This window comes from Streptomyces sp. NPDC085931 (assembly GCF_044540565.1).
Taxonomy (GTDB): Bacteria; Actinomycetota; Actinomycetes; order Streptomycetales; family Streptomycetaceae; genus Streptomyces.
Window position 1 is genome coordinate 55,098 of record NZ_JBITSK010000018.1, and the last position, 25,688, is coordinate 80,785.

The 25,688-nt window shown below is 72.9% G+C and carries 19 protein-coding genes, 3 tRNA genes and 1 pseudogene; 14 read left to right on the top strand and 9 right to left on the bottom strand.

The features are described from left to right. Positions 1-169: 169 nt before the first annotated feature. The 4 genes from ACIGAN_RS30810 (at position 170) to ACIGAN_RS30825 (ending at position 4,858) form a co-directional block, all read left to right on the top strand. The gene (locus tag ACIGAN_RS30810; protein WP_399862479.1) at positions 170-1,174 is read left to right on the top strand and encodes a ketopantoate reductase family protein; all 1,005 of its coding nucleotides are present in this window, start codon (positions 170-172) and stop codon (positions 1,172-1,174) included. 291 nt (positions 1,175-1,465) lie between these two features. Then, positions 1,466-1,681: a type II toxin-antitoxin system VapB family antitoxin gene (locus ACIGAN_RS30815; RefSeq protein ID WP_365736720.1), complete on the top strand. Its 216-nt coding sequence runs from the start codon at positions 1,466-1,468 to the stop codon at positions 1,679-1,681. Further along, a complete protein-coding gene (locus ACIGAN_RS30820; protein WP_399862481.1) occupies positions 1,678-2,091 on the top strand; it encodes a PIN domain nuclease in 414 nt (137 codons plus the stop codon). Before ACIGAN_RS30815 ends, ACIGAN_RS30820 begins: the two co-directional genes overlap by 4 nt. A gap of 352 nt (positions 2,092-2,443) precedes the next feature. After that, positions 2,444-4,858: a helicase-associated domain-containing protein gene (locus ACIGAN_RS30825; RefSeq protein ID WP_399862482.1), complete on the top strand. Its 2,415-nt coding sequence runs from the start codon at positions 2,444-2,446 to the stop codon at positions 4,856-4,858. Positions 4,859-5,126: 268 nt separating this feature from the next. Here the strand turns inward: ACIGAN_RS30825 and ACIGAN_RS30830 are convergent. The 3 genes from ACIGAN_RS30830 to ACIGAN_RS30840 all read right to left on the bottom strand — a co-directional run bounded on the left by ACIGAN_RS30830 (position 5,127) and on the right by ACIGAN_RS30840 (position 5,532). Then, positions 5,127-5,203: transfer RNA gene (locus ACIGAN_RS30830), tRNA-Ile, on the bottom strand. A 178-nt stretch (positions 5,204-5,381) separates the two neighbouring features. Next, a tRNA-Asn gene (locus tag ACIGAN_RS30835) sits at positions 5,382-5,454 on the bottom strand. Between the two features lie 5 nt (positions 5,455-5,459). Next, a tRNA-Asn gene (locus ACIGAN_RS30840) sits at positions 5,460-5,532 on the bottom strand. Between the two features lie 158 nt (positions 5,533-5,690). Here ACIGAN_RS30840 and ACIGAN_RS30845 point away from each other — a divergent pair. From ACIGAN_RS30845 to ACIGAN_RS30860, 4 genes are all read left to right on the top strand, one after another. After that, the gene (locus tag ACIGAN_RS30845; RefSeq protein WP_311685211.1) at positions 5,691-5,996 is read left to right on the top strand and encodes a YtxH domain-containing protein; all 306 of its coding nucleotides are present in this window, start codon (positions 5,691-5,693) and stop codon (positions 5,994-5,996) included. Between the two features lie 86 nt (positions 5,997-6,082). Beyond that, a complete protein-coding gene (locus ACIGAN_RS30850) occupies positions 6,083-7,528 on the top strand; it encodes an FGGY family carbohydrate kinase (RefSeq protein WP_399862484.1) in 1,446 nt (481 codons plus the stop codon). A gap of 110 nt (positions 7,529-7,638) precedes the next feature. Further along, positions 7,639-9,372 carry an ABC transporter ATP-binding protein gene (locus ACIGAN_RS30855; protein WP_399862486.1) on the top strand — a complete coding sequence of 578 codons (1,734 nt, stop codon included), beginning with the start codon at positions 7,639-7,641 and terminating at the stop codon, positions 9,370-9,372. After that, positions 9,372-11,300, top strand: a complete 1,929-nt coding sequence (locus tag ACIGAN_RS30860; protein ID WP_365736729.1) for an ABC transporter ATP-binding protein — start codon at positions 9,372-9,374, stop codon at positions 11,298-11,300. The genes ACIGAN_RS30855 and ACIGAN_RS30860 overlap by 1 nt, the downstream gene beginning before the upstream one ends. Before the next feature lie 101 nt (positions 11,301-11,401). Here the strand turns inward: ACIGAN_RS30860 and ACIGAN_RS30865 are convergent. Beyond that, positions 11,402-12,663: pseudogene (locus ACIGAN_RS30865) on the bottom strand (RNA polymerase sigma factor). A gap of 111 nt (positions 12,664-12,774) precedes the next feature. Here ACIGAN_RS30865 and ACIGAN_RS30870 point away from each other — a divergent pair. Next, positions 12,775-13,392 (top strand): hypothetical protein, encoded by a 618-nt coding sequence (locus ACIGAN_RS30870; RefSeq protein WP_399862488.1) that lies wholly within the window; start codon positions 12,775-12,777, stop codon positions 13,390-13,392. Further along, positions 13,389-14,378: a nucleotidyl transferase AbiEii/AbiGii toxin family protein gene (locus tag ACIGAN_RS30875; protein WP_399862490.1), complete on the top strand. Its 990-nt coding sequence runs from the start codon at positions 13,389-13,391 to the stop codon at positions 14,376-14,378. Before ACIGAN_RS30870 ends, ACIGAN_RS30875 begins: the two co-directional genes overlap by 4 nt. Positions 14,379-14,384: 6 nt before the next feature. On the opposite strand, the gene dnaG is transcribed toward ACIGAN_RS30875, so the two are convergent. The 4 genes from dnaG to ACIGAN_RS30895 form a co-directional block, all read right to left on the bottom strand. Continuing rightward, on the bottom strand, positions 14,385-16,304 hold the full coding sequence (dnaG, locus tag ACIGAN_RS30880) for a DNA primase (RefSeq protein WP_399862492.1): 1,920 nt from the start codon (positions 16,302-16,304) through the stop codon (positions 14,385-14,387). 29 nt (positions 16,305-16,333) lie between these two features. Then, the gene (locus ACIGAN_RS30885) at positions 16,334-17,599 is read right to left on the bottom strand and encodes an NAD(P)/FAD-dependent oxidoreductase (protein ID WP_399862494.1); all 1,266 of its coding nucleotides are present in this window, start codon (positions 17,597-17,599) and stop codon (positions 16,334-16,336) included. Positions 17,600-17,733: 134 nt separating this feature from the next. Further along, on the bottom strand, positions 17,734-19,011 hold the full coding sequence (locus tag ACIGAN_RS30890) for a deoxyguanosinetriphosphate triphosphohydrolase (RefSeq protein ID WP_365088015.1): 1,278 nt from the start codon (positions 19,009-19,011) through the stop codon (positions 17,734-17,736). A gap of 441 nt (positions 19,012-19,452) precedes the next feature. Further along, positions 19,453-20,223, bottom strand: coding sequence for a sirohydrochlorin chelatase (locus tag ACIGAN_RS30895; RefSeq protein ID WP_365736739.1), 771 nt, complete (start codon positions 20,221-20,223; stop codon positions 19,453-19,455). 212 nt (positions 20,224-20,435) lie between these two features. Between ACIGAN_RS30895 and ACIGAN_RS30900 the strand changes: the two genes are divergently transcribed. The 3 genes from ACIGAN_RS30900 to ACIGAN_RS30910 all read left to right on the top strand — a co-directional run bounded on the left by ACIGAN_RS30900 (position 20,436) and on the right by ACIGAN_RS30910 (position 23,881). Further along, the gene (locus ACIGAN_RS30900) at positions 20,436-21,119 is read left to right on the top strand and encodes a vancomycin high temperature exclusion protein (protein ID WP_399862496.1); all 684 of its coding nucleotides are present in this window, start codon (positions 20,436-20,438) and stop codon (positions 21,117-21,119) included. A gap of 101 nt (positions 21,120-21,220) precedes the next feature. Then, on the top strand, positions 21,221-23,437 hold the full coding sequence (locus ACIGAN_RS30905; RefSeq protein ID WP_399862498.1) for a molybdopterin oxidoreductase family protein: 2,217 nt from the start codon (positions 21,221-21,223) through the stop codon (positions 23,435-23,437). A gap of 27 nt (positions 23,438-23,464) precedes the next feature. Further along, on the top strand, positions 23,465-23,881 hold the full coding sequence (locus ACIGAN_RS30910) for a gamma-glutamylcyclotransferase family protein (protein WP_365088011.1): 417 nt from the start codon (positions 23,465-23,467) through the stop codon (positions 23,879-23,881). A 388-nt stretch (positions 23,882-24,269) separates the two neighbouring features. Here the strand turns inward: ACIGAN_RS30910 and ACIGAN_RS30915 are convergent, their stop codons facing one another. After that, a complete protein-coding gene (locus ACIGAN_RS30915) occupies positions 24,270-24,878 on the bottom strand; it encodes an NADPH-dependent FMN reductase (protein ID WP_399862500.1) in 609 nt (202 codons plus the stop codon). Between the two features lie 270 nt (positions 24,879-25,148). On the opposite strand from ACIGAN_RS30915, the gene ACIGAN_RS30920 reads away from it, so the two are divergent. After that, a complete protein-coding gene (locus ACIGAN_RS30920; protein ID WP_365736749.1) occupies positions 25,149-25,670 on the top strand; it encodes a hypothetical protein in 522 nt (173 codons plus the stop codon). Positions 25,671-25,688 lie beyond the last annotated feature (18 nt).

The following is a 25,688-nucleotide window of genomic DNA, read 5'->3' on the forward strand; positions in this document are numbered from 1 at the left end:
TCGACGATGCCGGCGGCACGCCGCGACGCCCGCGGGGTACGGTGGACACGGCGTGCCGCGGAGGGCGGAAGTCCGGTGTGTACGGGGCGCGTCGGGTGCCGGCCGGGGCCGGCGACCGGCAGGTCGCGCGCCTGCGGACCGACAGCGGACCGAGCCAGCGGGGAGCCACATGCGCTACATCGTCATCGGGGCGGGAGCGGTCGGCGGTTCGGTCGGGGGCCGGCTGCACGAGAGCGGCCGGCCGGTCGTCCTGGTCGCCCGCGGCGCGCACGCCGACGCGCTGCGCGCCCAGGGGCTGCGGCTCACGGTCCCCACCGGCACGCTCACCCTGGACGTGCCGGTCGCGACCGGCCCCGAGGACGTCGAACTGCGCGCGGACGACGTGCTCGTCCTCGCGGTGAAGACCCAGGACAGCGTGGCCGCCCTGGACGCCTGGGCCGCACGGCCGGTGGCGGGCGGCGGCACGGCCGGCGAGCGCCTGCCCGTGGTGTGCGCGCAGAACGGCGTGGAGAACGAGCGCCTGGCCCTGCGCCGCTTCGGCGAGGTGCACGGCATGTGCGTCGTCCTGCCCAGCAGTCATCTGACCCCGGGTGAGGTCGTGGCGCCCTGCGGCCCGTACACCGGCGCCCTGGTCCTCGGCCGCTACGGCCCGGGCCCGGACGGCACGGCCCGCCGGATCGCCGGGGACCTGGAGAAGTCCTGCTTCCTGGCTCCGGTGGTGACGGACGTGATGCGCTGGAAGTACGGCAAGCTCCTCGGCAACCTCGCCAACGCCGTCGAGGCCGTGTGCGGCTCGGCCGCGGACGCCGCCGCCCAGGACCTGATCGCCCGCGCGAAGGCCGAGGGCACCGCCGTCCTGGACGCCGCGGGCATCGCCTACGCGAGCGGGGCGGAGATCACGCGGTTGCGCAGCGGCACGGTCGAGGTGCAGCCGCTCCCCGGCGAGCCCACGCGCAGCTCGACCTGGCAGAGCCTGGCGCGGGGCACGGGCTCGATCGAGACGGACCACCTCAACGGCGAGATCGTCCTCCTGGGCCGTACGCACGGCGTGCCCACGCCGGTGAACGCGGCCCTGGCGGCCGCCGCGCGGGAGAGCGTCCTGCTGGGCCGGGAACCGGGCGGCCTGACGGCCGAGGAGCTGATCCGCCGCATCGACACGGCGGCCACCGCCTGAGCGACGGCTGGAAACGGTTCTGCGCGGAAAGCGCGTTGGCAGTCAGGTGCGCACGCGCCGGACCACGCACCGGACGCGGAGACATCATGGTCGGCGGCAAGTGGCACCAGAAGAACCGGGCGCGAGGCAGGTCGCCGCCCTCGCTGCGCGCGGCCACCTGCTCGCGGACCTCGTCCGGCCCCGCCTTCCGGCCAAGAAGCCCGCCGATCAGGACCAGACTTGGAGCCCGACCCGCGATATACAGCGGAGCAGGTATACTGATATACATCGCCGTATACACAGGGAGTCGCAGTGAGCCGAACTGTCATCGACCTCGACGACGAGGCACTGGAGGCAGCCGCCAGGGAACTCGGCACCACCACCAAGCGCGACACGATCAACACCGCCCTGCGCGAGGTCACCGCTCGCTACCGGCGCCTGCGCGCGCTTGAGGAATCCCGGCAACTGGTGGCCGACGGAGCCCTGGACATCAACATCCTCCTGGACAAGAGCCAGTACCGGCCGTGACCGTCGCCGACTACCTCATCGACACCTCCGCCCTCGCCCGCGTCCTTCTCGCCCAGAACACGGCCGAGTGGGACGACAGGATCGCCGCCGGCCTCGTCGCGATCTGCGACCTCACGGAACTTGAGGTCCTCTACACTGCCCGCTCTTCCGCGGACCGCGCTCGGCTGAAGGCGGCACTCGACGCCCACTACGTCGGGTGTCCGATGCCGGACGGCATATACCGCCGCTCCCGCGTGGTCCAGGAGCAGCTCACCGCGAAGGGGGAACACCGCAGCGCGGGCCCGGTCGACCTCCTCGTCGCAGCCGCCGCCGAAGAAGCGGGCCTCACCCTGCTCCACTACGACCGCGACTTCGAGACCATCGCCCGGACCACGGGACAGCCAGTACGCACGATCGACCTCAGACAGTGATCCTTTTCCAAGCCTGACATTGGAACGTGAAGGGACGAGGACGGCCTCGACGATCGCGGTGGCGCGGTTGGCACTGCGGCAGACTCTCCACAGCAGGCGCCGGCCCTTGAGGGTGGCGCCTGCTCTCCAGCGCAGTGAATTCTGGTGGGTGCGCCTTGTGCGCCAAGCATCTGGTTCCGGTATCGGCCAGGGGCCTTCGCCGTTCACAACTGCCCCGCCGTCCGCGAAGCTCTGACGACGGCACCAACGACGCCCGCCGGATGCGCCATGCTGGGAGGCCGTACGGCACAGCCCGTCTCGCCCGGCTGCTGGCGCGACGCGTGGCGTTTCCCTCAACGAGGTGCACTGATCAGTGAAGTCCGGCAAGTCGACCCTCGCGGCATGGCTCCACCGCCTCAACGCCGAAGGCTTGGAGAAGGTACTCGCTGCACGGCCCGACGCAGTGTCTCCGCCGGAGCCCCGCTCGGTGAGCGAACTGGCCGAACGCCTACAACGCCCGGGCTCGGTCGCGCTCGCGCTGCCCCGGCTTTCGCTGCCCGCCCTGCAGGCAGCCGAAGCACTGGCGGCACTGAGTGCGCCGGCCTCTCGGGATGTCCTGGCGGATTTGCTGGACGCGGCGGAGGACGAGGCCGCACGCGGTCTGACAACGGCGCTCCAGACCCTGTCCACGCACGCGCTGGTCTGGCCGGACAGCGAGGGATCACTGCGCATGGCCGCGCCCCTGCGGCAGGCGTGGGACACACCGCTCGGACTGGACCAGCCGCTGGCGACGCTGTTGGAGGACACGACCTCCGAGGAGTTGCGCCGCATGCTCACGGCTCTGGGCGTGCGGCCTCCCGGCAGCAAACCGCAGCGCCTCGCGGCGCTCGTGGACCACCACAGCGACCCGGCACGTGTCGCCGCGGTGGTCGCACAGGCACCGGCCGACGCCCGGAAACTACTGGACCGCAGGGCGGACCCCGCGCACCGGCCACAGGCATTCGTCCTCATCGGGGGCCAGTCCACCCCCGGACCGGGTGCGCGCTGGGCGCTGGAGCGGGGACTGCTGGTGCAGGGTCGACACGGCTACGGCCCTGTTCGGATGCCCGCCGAGGTGGCGCTCGCGTTGCGCGGGCCAGGCTGGCACGCCCCGTTCGACCCGGCGCCGCCCATCACACCCCTCGTACCCGTCCCTCCGGCGGAGGTCGACAGTGAGGCGTCCGCCGCGGCCACGGCGTTCGCCGCCCACGCCGTCTCGGTCCTGTCGGTGTGCGCGACGGCTCCGCCCGCCCAGCTGAAGTCCGGCGGCGTCGGAGCACGCGAACTGGCCAGGGTCGGCAGGGCGGCACGCTGCGAGGAGACCGTCGTACGTCTGACCCTCGAGACGGCGTACAAGGCCGGTCTCATGGCCCGTGACGGTGACCGGGTCGCGACGACGGACGCCTACGGCGCCTGGGCCGATTCGGAGCCCCCAGAGCGGCTGCCAGTATTGCTGCACGCCTGGTGGGCACTTGGGCTCACCGCCTCGCAGGCCCGGGACGACGACAACAAGGCGCTGCCCGCCCTGGCCGGGACACCGCCCTGCACCGGCTGCCTCCAGGCCCGGCAGGGGCTGCTCGCCGCCGCTTCCCGTCTGCCGGCCGGGCAGGGCGCGAAGAACTCGGCCGAACTGGGTCCTCTCACCCATTGGTCACGGCCGCTCGCCGAGGTGCTGCCACAGGACGCGACGCCGTTCGCCACCGTGATCCGGGAGGCGGAACTGCTCGGGGTCCTCGCTCGCGGCGTCCTGTCTCCGATCGGCGCCGCTCTGCTGGCCGACAGCACCGAGGGACTGGCCGCCGCCTGCCACCGTCTCCTTCCCGCCGCCACCACTACGGTCCGCTTCGGCAGCGACCTGACCGCCGTCGTCACCGGCACACCCGCCACGCGGCTGGTCACGCTGCTGGACTCGGTCGCCATTCGGGAGACCAGCGGCACCGCCTCGGTGTGGCGGTTCAGCCCGGCGAGCGTCCGCCGCGCCCTGGACACAGGCCGTAGCCCGGACTCCATCGAGGCTGACTTGGCCGCCGTCGCCACCAACCCGCTGCCCCAGCCTCTGTCCTACCTGATCACGGACACGGCGCGCGGCCATGGGCGGATCCGTATCGCCTCGGCCGCCTGCGTCATCCACAGTGAGGAACCCGCCCTCCTCACCGAGATCGCCGCCCACCGCAAACTCTCCGAACTGGGTCTGCGGCACCTCGCCCCCACCGTCCTCGTCAGCCGCACCCCGCTGGAGAAGGCTCTCGCCGCACTGCGGACCGAGGGGTACGCGCCAGTCGCGGAGACGGCCGACGGAACCGTGCGCGTCGAACGACCCCGCAGACACCGGGCGCCCGCGCCGGTACCACCCCCGCGCAGTGCGGTCAGGTCCAGCACCCCATCCCGTACGACCACCACCTCGAAGCAGGCCGAGCTGACCACGCTGGCCGCCCGACTGGCGGGCGCCCCACTAGCCCATCCCGCCCCCGACCCGTACAACGGCGTCCCCTTCGCCACCGATACGGAAGAAATCGTCGCCGGACATGCGATCCAGATCCCCCACGCCGACGTCCGTCAACTCGCCCACGCCGTTGACAGCGGGACGGCGGTCACCATCGAGTACGTCGCCACAACAGGCAGCCGCACGATCCGCACCATCAGCGGCCTCGACCTCGACCCCCCGTATCTGTACGCCTGGTGTCAACTACGCAATGCGGAGCGGGTGTTCACACTGTCGCGGATCCACGGTGTGATGCCCCCGGCGTAACGCCGGAGGGCGGGCCAGGTCCGCCACGGGTGCCGTGGACCGCACGGCTGCTGTCGACCACCTCGACGCCGCGCTGCTGGACACGCTCACCACACACGGCAGCGCGCCCGACCCCTCGCATCACTGCAAGTAGGAGCCATGCCTAGATCAGTCAGGTCACGGCCTGCGGCTTCCGACATCGCCCCTGAGCAGCGGATTCCCTCCGTTGAGTCAGAGTTCCTGATCTCCCTACCAGGAAGAGACGTCTCCGCAGGTCACAGCCCTGTAATGGTGGGGCGGGTGGGACTCGAACCCACGGCCGACGGATTATGAGTCCGCTGCTCTAACCGGCTGAGCTACCGCCCCATAGCGGCGTGTCGCGTACATGTGTGCGCGCCGTCTGCCGCAGCATAGCCGCTCATACGATCTCCTGCTTCGGATGGTCGGCTCGGCCACGGCGTTCGTGACCTTGATGACTCCGCCCCGGGCCGGACGGTTCCACCGGACATGAAAAAGGACCCCTGAGGGGTCCTCGTTCACCGTGCTCCCCCGACTGGACTCGAACCAGTAACCTGCCGGTTAACAGCCGGCTGCTCTGCCAATTGAGCTACGGAGGACCGAGCTCCCCGGACTGGACTCGAACCAGTAACCTGCCGGTTAACAGCCGGCTGCTCTGCCAATTGAGCTACCGAGGAAGGTCTCGTTGCATCGAACGTACCTACCTGGGTATTCGCCAGGGGGCGCGCGCTCGCTGCGACACATACATTAGCGCAAGCAGGGGGGTGCTCCGCCAATCGGTACTCCCCGGCGCCGACGCCGCACCGGATACTCACGCAAGAGAAGGGTGGCAGCCATGCGTTACCGGCTCACGTTCGTCGCCGGAGTCGTCCTGGGTTACGTGCTGGGCACGAGGGCCGGACGCGAGCGCTACGAACAGCTGAAGAAGTCGGCCCGTCAGTTCGCGCAGAACCCCGCCGTCCGCAACACCGCGGAGACGGCGGCCCAGCAGGGGCGCGAGTTCGCGGGCAAGGCGTACCACGTGGTCAGCGACAAGGTCGGCGACCGCGTCCCGGACTCCGTGGCCGACCGCGTCCGCCACCTCAAGGAGCGCGCCACCCACAACGGCGGCCAGGACGACTGGGGCACGAGCAACACCTGACCGACGAGACCCGCGGTCAGCACCCGGCACGCCTCCCGCGGCGCCCGCGGCCCGGCCCGGCGCAGCCGTACGGCAGAATTTTGGACATGGGGATAGTCGCCGGGTTGGACAGTTCGCCCGATTTCACTCGCATCGTCGTCTGTGACGCGGACACCGGAGCCGTGCTCAGGCAGGGATATGCGCCGCATCCGGTGGAGAGCCCCGACGGCGGCCGGCCGTCCGACGTCGACCCGCAGGCCTGGCTGCTGTCCCTGGGCGAGGCCGCGGGCGGCGGGCTGCTGGAGGGCGTGCAGGCGATCGGCGTCTCGGCGCAGCAGAACGCGGTCGTACCGCTGGACGCGCAGGGCAACACCGTGCGCCCGGCGATGGTCGGCGGCGACAAGCGGACCCAGGTCGCCGCCGCCGATCTGGTCGACGCGCTCGGGGGGCGCGAGGCGTGGGCGCAGGCCGTGGGCTGTGTGCCGCAGGCCCCGCAGCCGGTGACGAAGCTGCGCTGGCTGGCGCGGACCGAACCGGAGAACGCGCAGCGCACGGCGATCCTGCTGCAGGCGCACGACTGGCTGGTCTGGCAGCTGCTGGGCAGGCCCGTCAGGAGGACGACCGACCGGGGCGGCGCCTCCGGGACCGGGTACTGGTCGGCGGCGACCGGCGCCTACCGGCCGGACCTGGTCGAGCTGGCCCTGGGCCACCAGGTGATGCTGCCGGAGGTGATCGGCCCGGCGGACGCGGCCGGGACCACGCCGGAGGGGCTGCTGATCTCGGTGGGGACCGGCGAGACCATGGCGGCGGCGTTCGGTCTGGGCATCGGCCTCGGCGACGCGGTCGTCTCGCTCGGGGCGTCCGGGTCCGTGATGGCCGTGCACCCCGAGGCGCTGGTCGACGGCTCCGGGATGATCACCGCGCTCGCCGACGCGACCGGCATGCACCTGCCCGTCGTCACCACGCTGAACGCCGTCCGGACCCTGCGCGGGACGGCGGAGCTGCTGGGGCTGCCCGATCTGGAGAGCCTGTCCAACCTGGCGATGAAGTCGACGCCGGGAGCGCACGGGCTGGTGCTGCTGCCCTATCTGGAGGGCGAGCGGACGCCGAACCTGCCGCACACCGCCGGGACCCTGGCGGGGCTCAGGCGCGAGTCGATGAAGGCGGAGCACCTGGCGCGGGCCGCGTTCGAGGGCATGCTGTGCGGGCTCGCGGACGCGCTGGACGTGCTGCGCGGCCGGGGCGTGGAGGTGCGGCGGGTCTTCCTGCTGGGGCCGGCCGCCGAGCTGCCCGCCGTGCAGGCCGCGGCGCCCATGCTGTTCGGGACGCAGGTCGTGGTGCCGCAGCCCGCGGACTACGCGGCGATCGGCGCCGCCCGGCAGGCGGCCTGGGCGCTCGGGGTGTCACAGGGCACGCTCGACACCCGGATGCCGCCGCTGTGGCAGGGCGCCGTCGCGCAGGTGCTGGAGCCCGGTGAGGAGCTGGCCGTGGGGCAGGCGGTGCGCCAGCAGTTCGTGGCGGTCAGGGAGCAGACGCACCCCGGGGCGTTCTGACGGCTTGACCGCCTGTTGGGTTAATTCGGTTGAGGTAACGCGGGTGGAGTGTTCGACGATAGGGGCCAGGGGCAACCAGCCGCCCCGTCGACCACCCCGAGAGAAGCAGCGTGCTCATACGACTTCTGCGGACCTACCTCAGGCCCTACAAGAGACCCATCACCCTGCTGGTGCTGCTGCAGTTCCTGCAGACCTGCGCCACGCTCTACCTGCCCACACTGAACGCCGACATCATCGACCAGGGCGTGGTGAACGGCGACACCGGCTACATCATGGGCTACGGCGCCCTGATGATCGGCATCTCGCTGATCCAGGTCGTGTGCAACATCGGTGCCGTCTACTACGGCGCCCGTACGGCGTCGGCGCTCGGGCGGGACGTGCGGGCGGCCGTGTTCGACCGGGTGCAGTCGTTCTCCGCGCGTGAGGTGGGTCACTTCGGGGCGCCGTCGCTGATCACGCGGACGACCAACGACGTCCAGCAGGTGCAGATGCTGGCGCTGATGACGTTCACGCTGATGGTGTCGGCGCCCATCATGTGCGTCGGCGGCATCGTGCTGGCGCTGGGCCTGGACGTGCCCCTGTCGGGCGTGCTGGTGGCGGTCGTGCCGCTGCTGGGCATCTGCGTGACGCTGATCGTGCGGCGGCTGCGGCCGCTGTTCCGCTCCATGCAGGAGCGGCTGGACACGGTGAACCGGGTGCTGCGCGAGCAGATCACCGGCAACCGCGTCATCCGGGCCTTCGTCCGCGACGAGTACGAGCAGCAGCGCTTCCGCAAGGCCAACACCGACCTCACCGACATGGCGCTGGGCACCGGCAACCTGCTCGCGCTGATGTTCCCGATCGTGATGACGGTGGTGAACCTGTCGTCGATCGCCGTGGTGTGGTTCGGCGCGCACCGCATCGACAGCGGCGGGATGCAGATCGGCGACCTGACCGCGTTCCTCGCCTATCTGATGCAGATCGTGATGTCCGTGATGATGGCCACCTTCATGTTCATGATGGTGCCGCGCGCGGAGGTGTGCGCCGAGCGCGTCCAGGAGGTGCTGGACACCTCCTCCAGCGTCGTGCCGCCGACGGCACCGGTGCGCGAGCTGCGCCGGCACGGGCACCTGGAGATCCGCGGAGCCGGTTTCCGCTATCCGGGTGCCGAGGAGCCGGTGCTGCGAGGCGTGGACCTGGTGGCCCGGCCGGGCGAGACGACCGCCGTCATCGGCTCCACCGGCAGCGGCAAGTCGACCCTGCTGGGGCTGGTGCCCCGGCTGTTCGACGCCACCGAGGGGCAGGTCCTCATCGACGGGGTGGAGGTCGCCGGCATCGAGCCGCAGCTGCTGGCGCGGACCGTCGGGCTGGTGCCGCAGAAGCCGTACCTGTTCGCGGGCACGGTGGCGACCAACCTGCGCTACGGCAATCCCGACGCCACCGACGAGGAACTGTGGCACGCGCTGGAGGTGGCGCAGGCCAAGGAGTTCGTGGAGCGGCTGGAGGGCGGGCTCGACTCCCCCATCGCGCAAGGGGGGACCAACGTCTCCGGCGGGCAGCGGCAGCGGCTCGCGATCGCCCGGACGCTGGTGCAGCGCCCGGAGATCTACCTCTTCGACGACTCCTTCTCCGCGCTCGACTACGCCACGGACGCCGCGCTGCGGGCCGCCCTGGCGCAGGAGACCGCCGAAGCCACCGTGGTGATCGTCGCCCAGCGGGTGGCGACCATCCGGGACGCCGACCGGATCGTCGTCCTGGACGAGGGCCGGGTCGTGGGCACCGGGCGGCACCACGAGCTGATGGCGGACAACGAGACCTACCGGGAGATCGTGCTCTCCCAGCTGACGGAAGCGGAGGCGGCCTGATGGCGGGGCCCATGGGGCGGATGATGGCCGGGGGCGGCCCCGACCAGCGCTCGCTGGACTTCAAGGGATCGGGCAAGCGGCTGGTCGCCCGGTTCCGGCCCGAGCGGGTGACCATCTGGGTGCTGCTGGCGTGCGTGGTGCTCAGCGTCGGCCTGAACGTCGTCGGGCCGAAGATCCTCGGCAAGGCCACCGACCTGGTCTTCGCGGGCATCGTCGGGCGGGGCATGCCCGAGGGGGCGAGCAAGGAGCAGGTCCTTGAGCAGATGCGCGAGCGCGGGGACGGTGACGTCGCCGACATGCTGCGCGGCACCGACTTCACCCCCGGCGAGGGCATCGACTTCACGGCCGTCGGGCACGTGCTGCTGCTCGCGCTGGGCGTGTTCACGGTGGCCGGGCTGCTGATGGCGGTGGCGACGCGGCTGGTGAACCGGGCCGTGAACCGGACGATGTTCCGGATGCGCGAGGACGTGCAGACCAAGCTGTCGCGGCTGCCGCTGTCCTACTTCGACCGGCGCCAGCGCGGCGAGGTGCTCTCGCGGGCGACGAACGACATCGACAACATCGGGCAGACGCTGCAGCAGTCGATGGGGCAGCTCATCAACTCGGTGCTGACGATCGTCGGCGTGCTCGCGATGATGTTCTACGTCTCCTGGATCCTGGCGCTGGTCGCGCTGGTGACGGTGCCGCTGTCGTTCGTGGTGGCCACGCGGGTGGGCAAGCGGTCGCAGCCGCACTTCGTGCAGCAGTGGCGCTCCACGGGCACGCTCAACGCCCACATCGAGGAGATGTACACCGGGCACACCCTGGTGAAGGTGTTCGGGCGGCAGGAGGAGTCGGCGAAGCAGTTCGCCGAACAGAACGACGCGCTGTACGAGGCGGGGTTCCGCGCGCAGTTCAACAGCGGGGTCATGCAGCCGCTGATGATGTTCGTGTCGAACCTCAACTACGTGCTCGTCGCGGTCGTCGGCGGGCTGCGGGTCGCGTCCGGCTCGCTGTCCATCGGCGACGTGCAGGCGTTCATCCAGTACTCACGGCAGTTCTCCATGCCGCTGACGCAGGTCGCGTCCATGGCGAACCTGGTGCAGTCGGGTGTGGCGTCGGCGGAGCGGGTCTTCGAACTGCTCGACGCGGACGAGCAGGGCGCCGACCCGGTGCCGGGGGTGCGGCCCGAGGAACTGCGCGGGCGGGTGGCGCTGGAGCACGTGTCGTTCCGCTACGACCCCGACAAGCCGCTCATCGAGGACCTGTCGCTGAAGGTCGAGCCGGGCCAGACGGTGGCCATCGTCGGCCCGACCGGCGCGGGCAAGACGACCCTGGTCAACCTGCTCATGCGGTTCTACGACGTCACCGGCGGGCGCATCACCCTCGACGGCGTCGACATCGCCCGGATGTCCCGGGACGAACTGCGGGCCGGCATCGGCATGGTGCTGCAGGACACCTGGCTGTTCGGCGGCACGATCGCGGAGAACATCGCCTACGGGGCGTCCCGGGAGGTGACCCGCGGGGAGATCGAGGAGGCGGCCCGGGCCGCGCACGCGGACCGGTTCATCCGGACGCTGCCGGACGGGTACGACACCGTGATCGACGACGAGGGCACGGGCGTCAGCGCGGGTGAGAAGCAGCTCGTCACCATCGCGCGGGCGTTCCTGTCCGACCCGGTGATCCTGGTGCTGGACGAGGCGACCAGCTCGGTCGACACGCGCACGGAGGTGCTCATCCAGAAGGCGATGGCCAAACTGGCGCACGGGCGGACCTCGTTCGTCATCGCGCACCGGCTGTCGACGATCCGGGACGCGGACACGATCCTCGTCATGGAGAACGGGGCGATCGTGGAGCAGGGCGCGCACGAGGAGTTGCTGGCGTCCGGTGGGGCTTATGCGCGGCTGTACCAGGCGCAGTTCGCGCAGGCGGTTGCGGAGGTGGACTGAGTCGCGTTCTGCGGTGCCGAGGGGGTCGCGGGGCGGCTGCGGGCCGGTGGGGGCCGGTCGCGCAGTTCCCCGCGCCCCTGACGGGGCGCAGGGAGGCGGCGTCAGTCCAGATAGCCCCTCAGCTGGTCCGCGAACGCGTGGTCCCGCAGCTTGTTCAGGGTCTTGGACTCGATCTGCCGTATCCGCTCCCGCGTGACGCCGAAGATCCTGCCGATCTCCTCAAGGGTGCGCGGGCGGCCGTCCGCCAGGCCGTAGCGCAGCTGGACCACCTTCCGCTCCCGCTCCCCCAGCGTCGACAGCACCGCTTCCAGGTGCTCCTTGAGCAGCAGGAACGCGGCCGACTCCACCGGCGAGGCCGCGTCGCCGTCCTCGATGAGGTCACCGAGGGCGACGTCGTCCTCCTCGCCGACGGGCGCGTGCAGCGACACCGGCTCCTGGGCGAGGCGCAGCACCTCGCCGACCCGCTCGGGCGGCAGGTCCAAGTGGGCCGCGACCTCCTCGGCCGTCGGCTCGTAGCCGCGCTCCTGGAGCATGCGCCGCTGGACCCGGACGACCCGGTTGATGAGCTCCACGACGTGCACCGGGACCCGTATCGTGCGGGCCTGATCGGCCAGGGCGCGGGACATGGCCTGGCGGATCCACCAGGTCGCGTACGTGGAGAACTTGTAGCCGCGGGCGTAGTCGAACTTCTCGACGGCGCGGATGAGTCCGAGGTTGCCCTCCTGGACCAGGTCGAGCATGGTCAGGCCGCGGCCGACGTAGCGCTTGGCGACGGAGACGACCAGGCGCAGGTTGGCCTCGATGAGGCGGCGCTTGGCCATCCGGCCCATGACGACGAGCCGGTCCAGATCCAGGGCCAACTCGCTGTCCAGATCGGGGGTGTTGCCCAGTTTCTCCTCGGCGAACAGCCCGGCCTCGACGCGGCGGGCGAGTTCCACCTCCTCGGCCGCGGTCAGCAGGGGGATGCGGCCGATCTCCCGCAGGTACTGGCGGAACAGGTCCGAGGAGGGGCCGGCGCCGGTGTCGGCGCGGGCCGGGGGCGGTTCGACGGCCTCGGGGGCCTCGGCCGTCGCGATGGCCTCGGCGGGCGGCTCCTCCGGCTCCGCCTCCATCGTCGTCTCCGTCTCCGTCTCCGGGTGGTGCACGACGCGGCTCTGGACCGGGACCGCGGACAGGGCGGCGGCCTCCGCTTCCGGCGCCGCGCCGACGGTACCGAGGGCACCGCGGACGTCGGTCTGGGTGAGGGTCCGGGTCTGCACGGGGGCGACCTCCAGGATGATCGCTGCCAGGGGGGCTGCAGCGGTACTTCGGGGGCGGAGTCGTGAGACTCAGGCACCGGAACCCAGTGTGGGGGAAGACACATCGTCGCCACGAGGGGCGTGCGATGACTTTTTGCTTCCGGTCCGTCACCGCGTGCTCGCCCCCGCCCGAAACCCGGATGCCCCACCAGCCCCTGGTCTGCGACGATCGGCCGATGTCCGCCTCCCTGTACGAAGCGCACGTGACGGTCCGCTGCTCCGGTCCCGACGAGTCGGCGCGGCTGCGCCGCTGGGCGGCCGCGGGCGGGTTCAAGCTCACGCACATCGTGCTGGCCCGGGGCCGGATGCGGGACCAGCCGATGCTCACGCTGTCCGGTTCGCCGTCGTACGCCGACGAGGCGGCACGGGTGCGCGCGGTGGCGGCGCGGCTGCGCGCGGACGGTTTCGATCCGGTGCGCGTGAAGATCGAGTCGTCGCCGTGGGCACCGGAGGTGCCGCGCGAACCGTGCGGCGACGGACGGTACTTCGAGCACCACGTGAAGCTGCTGCTGCCCGCGGAGACGGACCTGGCGGCGCTCGCCGCGCGGGTCGTGCCGCACGGCGCCCATCTGTCGTGGAACGCCCGGCGGGTGCGCGGCGCGCGGCACGAGCGGTTCGTGACCCAGCGGTGCCGGGCGGTGGACGCCGCGGGCGCGGGCCGGGCGCTGGAGCGGCTGCTCGCCGCCCTCGGCGACTGTGAAGTGCTGGGCGTGGAGCGGGAGTTCGTCCTGCACGACAGCGACGTGACGGTGGACGACGGATGGCTCGCCGAGCCGGTGGGGGTGTCGGAATGAAACAGTCGTGGCAGGGCTTCGGGTGGGCGTCCCGGGAGATCCCCCGGGAACCGCTGGACGATGCCACCCGCAGGGCGGAGCAGCTGCCGAGGACGCTGCTGCCGGTGCCGGGGGACGACGTGGTGCAGCGCCCGGTCTTCGACCCGGCCCTGAAGCAGTACCCGAACGCCTACCGGGCCACCGACCCGTGCTTCGGCGACCCGGAGCGGGGCGAGGCGTGGCGGGCGGCCCGGCGGCAGGCGCTGGAGCTGGTGCTGGCGGCGATCGCCGGCTCGCCGTGGGTGGACGCGCTGGTGCTGCGGGGCAGTGTGCTGATGTCGGTGTGGTTCGGACAGGCCGCGCGCGAGCCCGGTGACCTGGACTTCGTCGTGGTGCCGCACACCTGGCGGATGGAGGACGGCCGTACGGACCGGATGCTGGCCTCGATCGCCGAGGCGGCGCAGGAGCTGGCCGACGCGCGCGGCCGGCGGGTCGGCGTCTCGGCCCGGGGCGCGGTCGTGGAGGACATCTGGACCTACGACCGGGTGCCGGGCCGGCGCATGGTGCTGCCCTGGGGCGCGCCCGGGCTGCCCGGCGGCCATGTCCAGCTGGACTTCGTCTTCAACGAGCGGCTGCCCGAGGAGCCCGAGCCGGTGGAGCTGCCGGGCGGGTCGATCGTCCAGGCGGCGACGCCGGGGCTGTCTCTGGCGTGGAAGCTGATGTGGCTGATCACCGACGCGCACGCCCAGGGCAAGGACCTGTACGACGCGGTGCTGCTGGCCGAGCGGCAGCCGCCGGACCGCGCGCTGCTGCACGAGGTGTTCCGGCTGTCGGGCGAGTGGCCCTGCCCCTACCAGGAGAAGATCCTGCTGGAGCACGTCGTGGAGGCGGTCGGGTACGTGGAGTGGAACCACTTCGTCACCGAGTATCCGCGGTTCCGGGACGACGAGCGGGCGTTCGCCGAGCGGCTGGTGCGGGCGGTGGCGCCGGCCTTCGAGGAGGGGTGACCGGCGTCAGAGCGCGGCGGCGCCGTGCTCGCGCAGGGCCTGGTCGTACTGCTGGAGCACCCACAGTTCGTTCTGGACGGCGGCCAGCTCGGCCGGGTCGCCGTGGGTGCCCAGGCGGGTGAGCCGGCCGGTGATGTCGCGGATGCGGCGCTCCACGGCCCGGCGGCGGACCGTGACGAGCTGGGCGCCCGCGTAGTTCTCGTCGGCGCCCTTCACGCCCTTGGGCAGCATGATCGCCTCGACGGCCAGCTCCGTCACCATGGCGCGGACCGCGTCGTCGGGGGCGGCCTCGCGCACCCGGACCAGGTAGTCCTGGGGGTCCGCGACGCCCAGCTCGGCGCCGCCCGCGTCCAGGACGGCCTGGCGCACGGCGGCGTAGGGCGGGGCGGTGAACTCGTCGACGCCGTACGCGTCGAAGGCCGGGGAGACCAGCTCGGGGCGCTGCAGGGCGAGTTTGAGCAGTTCGCGTTCGGTGGCGTAGACGGGGTTGCGGAGGTTGAGGGCCGGGCCGCGGGGGGCGGCGGGCGGCGGCTGGGCGTCGGTGTACTGCCGGGGGGCGTGCCGGTCGGGGGCGGGGCCCTTGCCGCCGCGGTCCCGGGCCCAGCGGGCCAGCTGGGCCACGCGCTTGACCACGAACTGGGTGTCGAGGATGCCGAGCATGCCGGCGAGCTGCACGGCGACCTCGTGCTGGGCGCCGCTGTTCTTGATGCGGGCGACGACGGGGGCGGCCTCGTCCAGGGCGGCGGCGCGGCCGGCCGGGGTGTCGAGGTCGTAGCGGCTCACGATCTGGCGCAGCGCGAACTCGAAGAGCGGGGTGCGGGGTTCGACCAGGTCGGCGACGGCCTCGTCGCCCTTGGCCAGGCGCAGGTCGCAGGGGTCCATGCCGTCGGGGGCGATGGCGATGTACGTCTCGGCGGCGAACTTCTGGTCGTCCTCGAAGGCGCGCAGGGCGGCCTTCTGGCCGGCGGCGTCGCCGTCGAAGGTGAAGATGACGCGGGCCGAGCCGTTGTCCATCAGGAGGCGGCGCAGGATCTTGATGTGGTCGGTGCCGAAGGCCGTGCCGCAGGTGGCGATGGCGGTGGTGACACCGGCGAGGTGGCAGGCCATGACGTCCGTGTAGCCCTCGACGACGACCGCGCGGGAGGCCTTGGCGATGTCCTTCTTCGCCAGGTCGATGCCGTAGAGCACCTGGGACTTCTTGTAGATCGCCGTGTCGGGCGTGTTGAGGTACTTGGGGCCGTTGTCCGCCTCGTAGAGCTTGCGGGCGCCGAAGCCGACCACGTCGCCGCCGATGTCGCGGATGGGCCACATCAGCCGGCCGCGGAAGCGGTCGATGGGGCCGCGGCGGCCCTCCTGGGAGAGGCCGGAGAGCAGCAGCTCCTTGTCGGTGAAGCCCTTGCCGCGCAGGTAGCGGGTGAGGTGGTCCCAGCCCTGGGGGCTGTAGCCGACGGAGAAGTGGTGGGCGGCGGCCTGGTCGAAGCCGCGCTCGGCGAGGAACTGGCGGCCGGTGTCGGCCTCCGGGCTCGTCGCGAGCTGTTCCGCGTACCACTCGGCGGCGATCTTGTGGGCCTCGACCAGGCGGATGCGCTCGCCGCGCTGGTGGGAGGGGTTGTAGCCGCCCTCCTCGTAGCGCAGGGTGATGCCCGCCTGGCCGGCCAGGCGCTCGACCGCCTCGGAGAACGTGAGGTGGTCGATCTTCATCACGAACGTGATGGTGTCGCCGCCCTCCTGGCAGCCGAAGCAGTGGAACAGGCCCTTGGCGGGGCTGACCTGGAAGGAGGGCGACTTCTCGTCGTGGAACGGGCACAGACCCTTGAGGTTGCCGCCGCCCGCGCTGCGCAGCTGGAGGTACTCGGACACCACGGCGTCGATCGGGACCGCGTCCCGTACCGCCTTCACGTCCTCGTCGTTGATCCGTCCTGCCACGCGTGAAGTCTACGGGGGCGGACCGACACTCACGGTGCGAGGTTTTCGAGCGGAACGTGCGGGTCCGCGAGGTTCTCGGTGTTCACCCGGGCCTTGCCGCGGATCAGCCGCTGGATCTTGTCCGTGACGTTCCACACGTTCACGTTCATCCCGGCCAGCACCCGGCCCTCCTTCACCCAGAAGGCGATGAACTCGCGCTTGCCCGCGTCGCCCCGGATGACGACCTGGTCGTAGCTGCCCGGCGGTGCCCAGCCCGAGTACTCCATGCCCAGGTCGTACTGGTCGGAGAAGAAGTAGGGCACCCGGTCGTACGTCACGTCCCGGCCCAGCATGGCGCGCGCCGCCGCCGGGCCGCCGTTGAGGGCGTTGGCCCAGTGCTCGACGCGCAGCCGGGCGCCGAGCAGGGGGTGCGGGAAGGAGACGACGTCGCCGGCGGCGTGGATGTCGGGGTCGGAGGTGCGCAGCCGCTCGTCGACGACGATGCCGCCGCCGTACGCCGCGTCGGCGATCTCCAGGCCGGCCGCCTCGGCGAGGTGGGTGCGGGGGGCGGCGCCGATCGCGGCCAGCACGTCGTGCGCCGGGTGCTCCTCGCCGTCGTCGGTGCGGGCCGCGAGGACCATGCCGTCCTGGCCGGTGATCTCGGTGAGCCGGGCGCCGAAGTGGAAGCGGACGCCGTGTTCGCGGTGCAGTTCGGTGAAGAGCTGGCCCAGCTCGGGGCCGAGGACGGAGTGCAGCGGGGTGGGACCGCGGTGCACCACGGTGACCTCCGCGCCGTACTCGCGGGCCGCCGCCGCGACCTCCAGGCCGATCCAGCCGGCGCCGGCGATCACGAGGTGGCCGTTGTCGCGGCCGAGGTTGGTCAGGACGTGCTTGAGGCGCTCGGCGTGGGCGAGGCGGCGCAGGTGGTGGACGCCGGCCAGGTCGGTGCCGGGGATGTCGAGGCGGCGGGGCTCGGCGCCGGTCGCCAGGAGCAGCTTGTCGTAGCGCACGGCCGTGCCGTCGTCGCCGAAGCGGACCGTCTTCGCCGAGCGGTCGATCGCGTCGACGGTCTGGCCGAGGTGCAGCTCGATGTCGTTCGCCGCGTACCAGGCCGGCTCGTGCACGAAGACGCTGTCGCGTTCCTCCTTGCCGAGGAGGTAGCCCTTGGACAGGGGCGGACGCTCGTAGGGGTGGTCGCGTTCGTCGCAGATCAGTATCACCCGGCCGGTGAAGCCCTCCGCGCGGAGCGTCTCGGCCGCCTTGGCGCCGGCCAGGCCGCCTCCGACGATGACGAATGTCTGATCCGCGTCGACCACGTGATGCCTCCTCGTCAGGATGTCGCCCCTTGCGAGCGTCCCGCACGGAGCGTGATGCGGGAAGAGGGAGTGACCCGATCAGGCCACGGAGGGTCACATTCGGGCGTCCCGGCGTCCCTCGTCTCCCGCCCGTCTCACGGGTGCCCCGTCAGCCGGGCGTGCAGCGACCGGGCGGAGGTGTCGGTGAGGGAGGCGATCTGGTCGACGATCACCCGCTTGCGGGCGCGGTCGTCCGGCGCCCGGTCGAACATCGCGCGGAACTGCGGGTCCAGGCCGTCGGGGGCGCGGGCGGTGAGTGCCTCGGCCAGTTCGGCGACGACGATCCGCTGGTCGGCGCGGAGCCGCTCCTGTTCGGCGCGCTGCATGACGTAGAGGTCGGCGACGGCCTTGAGGACGGCGCACTCCAGGCGGGCCTCGCGCGGGACGACCAGTTCGGCGACGTACCGGGTGAGCCGGCCGGTCCCCCAGGCGGCGCGGGTGGCGGTCTCGGCGGCGAGGCAGAACCGGCCGATGAGCTGGCTGGTGGCGTCCTTCAGGCGGGCCTGGGCCACGGCGGAACCGTCGTAGCCGTGCGGCCACCACTCCTGGGCGAGGAGCCGGTCGAGGGCCTCGGCGAGTTCGGCGGGGTCGGTGCCGGCGGGCACGTAGCGGCCGAGGGCGACTTGGAAGATCTCGGCGCGTTCGGGGTCGGCGTGCAGGCAGTTGGGGTCGATGTGCCCGGCGTGCAGGCCGTCCTCCACGTCGTGCACCGAGTAGGCCACGTCGTCGGACCAGTCCATGACCTGCGCCTCGAAGCAGGTGCGGGTGCCGGGGGCGTCCTTGCGGACCCAGTCGAAGACGGGGCGGTCGTCCTCGTAGACGCCGAACTTGCGCGACCCCGGGTCGGTGGGGTGGGCGCCGCGCGGCCAGGGGTACTTGGTGGCGGCGTCGAGGGCGGCGCGGGTGAGGTTGAGGCCGACGGAGCCCTCGGGGGTGAACCGCTTGGGCTCGATGCGGGTGAGGAGCCGGAGGGACTGGGCGTTGCCCTCGAAGCCGCCGCAGTCGGCCGCGAACTGGTTGAGGGCCTGTTCGCCGTTGTGGCCGAAGGGCGGGTGGCCGAGGTCGTGGGAGAGGCAGGCGGCCTCCACGAGGTCGGGGTCGCAGCCGAGGGCGGCGCCCAGCTCGCGGCCGACCTGGGCGCACTCCAGGGAGTGGGTGAGGCGGGTGCGGGGGCTGGCGTCCCAGGCGGGGCCGAGGGTGCCGGGCGTCACCACCTGGGTCTTGCCGGCGAGGCGTCGCAGGGCGGCGGAGTGGAGGACCCGGGCGCGGTCGCGCTGGAACGCGGTGCGGCCGGGGCGTTTGTCGGGTTCGGGGGCCCAGCGTTCGACTGACGTCGGGTCGTAGGCCGTGGGGTTCGTCGTGGTGCCTGCCATGGGTCGACAGTACGGGTAGGGGTGGGGTGGGGGGTGGGGTGTGTGCCGGGGTCGGGTGTTCGGCGGGTGCGGGGCGTTGGGGCTTGTCGCGCAGTTCCCCGCGCCCCTGAGCGTGTGCCGGGTTCGGGGTGTGCGGCGGGTGCGGGAGCGTTGGGCTTGTCGCGCAGTTCCCCGCGCCCCTGAGCGTGTGCCGGGTTCCGGTGTGTGGCGGGTGCGGGAGCGTTCGGGTTGCTCGCGCAGTTCCCCGCGCCCCTAAAGGGCGCAGCGTGTGCCCGGTTCGGGTGTGCGGCGGGTGCGGGAGCGTGGGGGTTGTTCGCGCCGTTCCCCGCGCCCCTGAAGGGCGCAGCGTGTGCCCGGTTCGGGGTGTTCGGCGGGTGCGGGAGCGTGGGGGCTTGTCGCGCTGTTCCCCGCGCCCCTTTCGGGGGTATCGCGCTGTTTGTCTCAGGCTGAGGCGAGGTGGGGGAGGGAGGGGGATGTCCGGAGGGCCTCGTCGTAGCGGTGGAGGACGAGGTGGGCCATCGACGGGTGGGTGGCGAGGGGGGCCGCGGCGATCCAGGGGGCCGCCTGGGCGCACTCCGTGGCGAAGCGGCCGGGGGCCGTGAAGTAGGAGGCCAGGGCGATGTGGCGGCGGCCCCGGGCGAGGAGGGTGCGCACGGCCTGCTGGACCGTGGGGGTCGCGGCCGAGGCGTAGGCGGGCAGGACCGGGACGCCGAGGCGGGCCGCCAGGAGGTGGGCCGTGCGGGCGGTGTCCGTCTTCGCGTCGGGGTCGCGGGAACCCGCGGCGGCGAGGACGACGGCGCTGTCGCCGCGGGAGGTCGTGCCCCAGCCGGCCTCCGTGAGGCGGTCCTGGAGGGCGTCGACGAGGAGGGGGTGCGGGCCCAAGGGGGCCGCCACCCGGGCGCGGGCCGGGGCGGCCGCCGCCATCTCGGGGATGTCCCGCTTGACGTGGTAGCCGCGGCTCAGGAGCAGAGGGACCAGGACGGCCTCCGCGTCTCCCAGGGCGGCGAGGGTGTCGGGGAGCAGCGGGGCGTTGAGTTCGATGTGGCCCAGGTGCACCGGCACGTCGGGGCGCAGGGCGCGCACGCGGTCCAGGAGCGCGCGGACGGTGCTCAGCGCGCGCGGGTCGCGGCTGCCGTGGGCCACGACGACGAGGGCGGGCGCGGCCGGGCGGCGCGTGGCGGGCGGCGGGACGAGGCTGAGCTGACTGGGCATGCGTCGATGGTCGCGGCGCCACGTTGCCTCCCCGTTGCGGCGGCGTCACGGGTGTTTACCAGCGGTTCACGGTCCGGGGCAGGGGGTGTGTGAGCGGTGGTGACCTGCGGTTTCCTCCGAGGGCGTGAAGCTGCTCACGTGCCGGCGGATGAACCCGGCGGCCCGGTGGGACGTCCCTGACTGTCGAGGGGCGACCTGGGGAGGGACGTTCGATGCGTCGTGTGACGCTGCGACCGCGGTGGCCGCGGACCCGCCGGGGACAGCGGCGGCTGGTGCAGGCCGTGATGGCCGGGTGTGTGCTCGCGCTGTCCCCGTCGGCCTGGATGTACACCACGACGGGCGACCGGCTGCGGACGGCGGACGAGGTGCCGCGCACCGACGTGGCCGTGGTGTTCGGGGCCGGGCTGTGGGACGGCGAGCCGTCGCCGTACCTCGCGCACCGGCTGGACGCGGCGGCGGAGCTGTACCGGCGGGGGCGGGTCGAGGTGGTGCTCGTCACCGGGGACAACAGCCGCGAGGACTACGACGAGCCCGACGCGATGCGCGGCTATCTGACCCGGCACGGGGTGCCCGGCCGGCGGATCGTCAGCGACTACGCGGGGTTCGACACCTGGGACTCCTGCGTGCGGGCGAAGAAGATCTTCGGGGTGGACGAGGCCGTGCTGATCAGCCAGGGCTTCCACATCCGGCGGGCGGTGGCGCTGTGCCGGGCGGCGGGGATCGCGTCGTACGGCGTCGGGGTGGACGCCGTGCACGACGTGACCTGGTACTACGGGGGCGCCCGGGAGGTCCTCGCCGCCGGCAAGGCCGCCTTGGACGCGGCGTTCCGGCCCGACCCGCGGTTCCTCGGGCCCCGGGAGCCGGGCGTGGAGCGGGCGCTGGCGAGCGCCGGGTGAGCGGGCCTCACGCGGGCGGGACGGCGGCGGGGAGGTCCCCGTCCCGGCCGTGTAACAGGGAGCCGTGCCGGGCGTAACACGGCCGAAGCACGCTGGACGGCATGCAGAACACCGCCACGCCGACGCACTGCCCGTACTGCGCCCTGCAGTGCGGGATGAACCTCACGCCCACACCGGACGGGACCGTCGAGGTGAGTGAGCGCGCGGACTTCCCGGTGAACCGGGGCGCGCTGTGCGGCAAGGGCCGCACGGCTCCCGCGCTGCTCGCGAGGAACGTCCGCCTGACCTCGCCGCTGGTGCGCGACGCGGGCGGCACGCTGGTTCCGGCGTCCTGGGACGAGGCCCTGGACCGGATCGCCGGGGAGCTGCGCCGGACGCGGGCCGCGCACGGGCCGGACGCGGTCGGGGTGTTCGGCGGGGGTGGCCTGACCAACGAGAAGGCGTACACGCTCGGCAAGTTCGCCCGGGTCGTGCTCGGCACCTCCCAGATCGACTACAACGGCCGTTTCTGCATGTCGTCGGCGGCCGCCGCCGGCATCAAGGCGTTCGGGCTGGACCGCGGGCTGCCGTTCCCGCTGGAGGACATCCCGAAGTCGGGCTGTGTGATCCTCGTCGGGTCGAACCCGGCGGAGACCATGCCGCCCTCGCTGCGGTTCTTCACCGAGCTGAAGGAGAACGGCGGCACGCTGATCGTGATCGACCCGCGGCGGACGAGGACCGCCGAGCAGGCCGATCTGCACCTGGCGCCGCGCCCGGGCACGGACCTGGCCCTCGCCCTGGGCCTGCTGCACCTGGTGATCGCCGAGGGGCGGGTGGACGAGGAGTACGTCCGCGAGCGCACGACCGGCTGGGAGGACGCCCGGGCCGCCGCGATGGCGCACTGGCCGGAGTACGTGGAGCGGATCACGGGGGTGTCCGTTCCCGAACTGCGCGAGACCGTGCGGCTGTTCTGCGAGCCGGAGTCGGCGATGGTCCTCACCGCCCGCGGCCCCGAGCAGCAGTCCAAGGGCACGGACACCGTCGGCGCCTGGATCAACCTGTGCCTGGCGACCGGCCGGGCGGGCCGCCCGCTGTCGGGGTACGGCTGTCTGACCGGGCAGGGCAACGGGCAGGGCGGGCGCGAGCACGGCCAGAAGGCCGACCAGCTGCCGGGCTACCGCAAGCTCGACGACCCGGCGGCCCGGGCGCACGTCGCCGAGGTGTGGGGCGTCGACCCGGACAGCCTGCCCGGGCCGGGGCGCAGCGCGTACGAGCTGCTGGACGCGCTGGGCACGGACATCAGGTCGCTGCTGCTGATGGCGTCCAACCCGGTGGTGTCGGCGCCGCGGGCCGCCCATGTCGAGGAGCGCATCAGGGCGCTGGACTTCCTGGCGGTGTGCGATGTGGTGCTGTCGGAGACGGCGGCCCTCGCGGACGTCGTCCTGCCGGTCACGCAGTGGGCGGAGGAGACGGGCACCACGACCAGCCTGGAGGGCAGGGTCCTGCTGCGCCGCCGGGCGATCACCGCGCCGGACGGGGTCCGCAGCGACCTGGAGGTCCTGCACGAACTCGCCGCCCGGCTGGGCGTGGAGAAGGGCTTCCCGACGGACCCGGAGGAGGTCTTCGAGGAACTGCGGCGGGCGAGCGCGGGCGGCCCGGCGGACTACTCGGGGATCACCTACCGCAGGCTGGCGGAGGAGAACGGGGTCTTCTGGCCCTGCCCGGCCGTGGAGGAGCCGGCGGGCTCCCTGCCGGAACCGGCGGACGGGGGCGAGGACGCGCTGCTCGACGCGCCGCTGCCCGACGATCCCGCCGGGGAGACACCCGCCGGGGAGACACCCGCCTGGCGGACGCCCACCGCGCACCCGGGCACGCCCCGCCTCTTCCTCGACCGTTTCGCCACGCCCGACGGCCGCGCCCGGTTCGTGCCGGTGTCCCACCGCGCGATCGCCGAGGAGCCCGACGACGAGTACCCGGTGCTGCTCACCACCGGCCGGGTCGTGGCCCAGTACCAGTCCGGTGCGCAGACCCGGCGCGTGGCGGAGCTGAACGCCGCCGCGCCCGGGCCGTTCGTGGAGATCCACCCCCGGCTGGCGGCCCGGCTCGGGGCGGCCGAGGGCGATCCGGTGGCTGTGGTGTCCCGGCGGGGCCGGGCCGTGGCGCCCGCGAGGATCACCACCGCCATCCGGCCCGACACCGTGTTCATGCCGTTCCACTGGCCGGGCGAGGGCCGCGCCAACTCCCTCACCAACCCCGCGCTCGACCCGACCTCGCGGATGCCGGAGTTCAAGGCGTGCGCGGTGCGGCTGGAGGCGGTCGGAGAGGATCGGGCGGGCTGACGCCGGCCGCGCGCCAGAATGGTTGCTGTGACCCTGCCCTTCTTCGTCTACGGCACCCTGCGTCCCGGCGAGGTCAACCACGGCCTCTTCCTGCGCGGCCGCGTCCGCTCGGCGGAACCAGGGGTGCTCGCGGACGCGGTGCTGTACGAGGGGCCGGGGTATCCGTACGCGGTGGAGGAGCCGGGGGGCGGTGCGGTGCGCGGGGAGCTGGTGACCGCGCGGCCGGAGGCGTACGGGGCGCTGCTCGCGGAGCTGGACCGGCTGGAGGAGTACGTGCCGGGGGATCCGCGGAGCCTGTACGTGCGGGTGGAGCGGAAGGTCGTCCGCGAGGCGGACGGGGCGGGTGTGCGGGCCTGGGTGTATGTCGCGGGGCAGGACGTGGCCGCGCGGCTGAGGGGGGCCGGGCGGCGGATCGAGGGCGGGGAGTGGCGGGGGCGGGGATAGAGCCCCCCCGGGGGGAGGCGGGAGGGGCGCGGGTCGTGTGCCCGGTGCGGGCCGGTGCCGCTTGCTCGCGCAGTTCCCCGCGCCCCTGACGGGACGCGGATCATGAGCAGGGTGCGGGTCCGTTGTGGTTGCTCGCGCAGTTCCCCGCGCCCCTGACGGGACGCGGATCGTGAGCAGGGTGCGGGTCCGTTGTGGTTGCTCGCGCCGAGACCGCGCTGCCGCCGGGCGGGCATCGGCTGCGGCCCGTGGGGCGTGCTCGCGCCGTTCCCCGCGCCCCTGGCGGGGCGCGGATCGTGAGCAGGGTGCGGGTCCGTTGTGGTTGCTCGCGCCGTTCCCCGCGCCCCTGGCGGGGTGTGTTGCCGTGCGCCGCCTCTCCGACCGGGCCGGGTCAGGCCGCGTACGGGCGTTCTGCCCTCGCCTCCTTCAAGGCCCGTCCCCACCACACCAGTTGGTCCAGCATGGTCTTCGCCGCCGCGTCCGGGCCGGACGGGTCCCGCAGTGCGCCCCGGTCGTCGAAGGACGCGCCGGCGTTGTGGAAGGAGACGGTGTCGCGCACCGTCACGGCGTGCAGCTCCGCGAAGACCTGGCGGAGGTGCTCCACGGCCCGCAGGCCGCCGGCCAGCCCGCCGTAGGAGACGAGGGCGACCGGCTTGGCCCGCCACTCGGCGTAGTGCCAGTCGACGAGGTTCTTCAGGCCCGCCGGGAAGGAGTGGTTGTACTCGGGGGTGAGGACGACGAAGGCGTCCGCGCGGGCCAGCTTGGGGGTGATGCCGGACAGCACGGCGGTGGCCGCAGGCGTCGGTTCGAGGGAGGTCGGCAGGTCGGCGTCGGCGACGTCGACGACCTCGGCGACCAGGTCGTCGCGGCCCCGCAGCCGGTCCAGGAGCCAGTCGGCGACGATCGGGCCGAAGCGGCCGTGGCGGTTGCTGCCGACGACCAGGGTCACCCGGAGGGTCTCGGTCTGCTCGGCGGAGGGTGCGTCAGCTGTTGTCTTCATGCGCCACAGCCTCGTACCTCGACCTTGGTTCAGGTCAAGCGCGGCCCCCGCGCCCGCGGGTCACCCGTTCACCCGCGCCGGCCGCGAATTTCCGCACCGGGCCGACGCACGACGTGTGACCTGGCGAAACGATGTCTGACGGACCGTCGGGCCGGTCGCCCCCGACACCCGTTCACCCCAATTCTGACGGGCTCTCAGAAAGCGCGGTGACCGCGCCCGCCGTTACCTCGGAAGGGCAGGTGCACGACCGAACAGCTCGAAGGAGCACCGATGCGACGTACCGCCCGGCCGCTGACCGCCACCGCGCTCGCCGTCGCCGCCGCCGCGCTCGCCGCGGCCCCCGCGCACGGCGCCCCGGCCGGTGACCTGCGGCTGACCCCCGCCTCGGTCGAGCCCGGCGCGCACGTCACGGTGCGCACCGCGGCCTGCGGGCGGGACGGCACGGCGGCCGGTGACGCCAGCGCGGTCGGGGCCGGGGCGTTCACGCTGGCGCCGGGCCGGTACGAGACGGCGGCGAGCGGGCGGTTCCGGGTGCCGCCGAGCGCGCAGCCGGGGACGTACGAGATCACCGCCACGTGCGCGGGGAGCGGCCGACGGGTCACCGGGGACCTGGTGGTCACGCTGACGGCCGGGCACGAGCAGGTGTACCCCCGGGGGAGTGTGAAGACGGGGGTCGGCGGCGCCCTGGGCCCCGACCCCGTGCAGACCGCGGCCGGTGTGGCGGCTCTCGCCGTCGCCGCCGCGGGCGGTACCTGGCTCCTGCATCGCCGGGCGAGAGGCGACGGGATCTGACGGACACCCTCCGCTGTC

Excerpts from the sequence above, each read along its gene's own strand:
- ACIGAN_RS30810 (WP_399862479.1), top strand. The coding sequence starts at position 170 with ATGCGCTACATCGTCATCGGGGCGGGAGCGGTCGGCGGTTCGGTCGGG.
- ACIGAN_RS30845 (WP_311685211.1), top strand. The coding sequence starts at position 5,691 with ATGCGTTACCGGCTCACGTTCGTCGCCGGAGTCGTCCTGGGTTACGTG.
- ACIGAN_RS30850 (WP_399862484.1), top strand. The coding sequence starts at position 6,083 with ATGGGGATAGTCGCCGGGTTGGACAGTTCGCCCGATTTCACTCGCATC.
- ACIGAN_RS30860 (WP_365736729.1), top strand. The coding sequence starts at position 9,372 with ATGGCGGGGCCCATGGGGCGGATGATGGCCGGGGGCGGCCCCGACCAG.
- ACIGAN_RS30870 (WP_399862488.1), top strand. The coding sequence starts at position 12,775 with ATGTCCGCCTCCCTGTACGAAGCGCACGTGACGGTCCGCTGCTCCGGT.
- ACIGAN_RS30875 (WP_399862490.1), top strand. The coding sequence starts at position 13,389 with ATGAAACAGTCGTGGCAGGGCTTCGGGTGGGCGTCCCGGGAGATCCCC.
- ACIGAN_RS30890 (WP_365088015.1), bottom strand. The coding sequence starts at position 19,011 with ATGGCAGGCACCACGACGAACCCCACGGCCTACGACCCGACGTCAGTC.
- ACIGAN_RS30895 (WP_365736739.1), bottom strand. The coding sequence starts at position 20,223 with ATGCCCAGTCAGCTCAGCCTCGTCCCGCCGCCCGCCACGCGCCGCCCG.
- ACIGAN_RS30900 (WP_399862496.1), top strand. The coding sequence starts at position 20,436 with ATGCGTCGTGTGACGCTGCGACCGCGGTGGCCGCGGACCCGCCGGGGA.
- ACIGAN_RS30905 (WP_399862498.1), top strand. The coding sequence starts at position 21,221 with ATGCAGAACACCGCCACGCCGACGCACTGCCCGTACTGCGCCCTGCAG.
- ACIGAN_RS30915 (WP_399862500.1), bottom strand. The coding sequence starts at position 24,878 with ATGAAGACAACAGCTGACGCACCCTCCGCCGAGCAGACCGAGACCCTC.
- ACIGAN_RS30920 (WP_365736749.1), top strand. The coding sequence starts at position 25,149 with ATGCGACGTACCGCCCGGCCGCTGACCGCCACCGCGCTCGCCGTCGCC.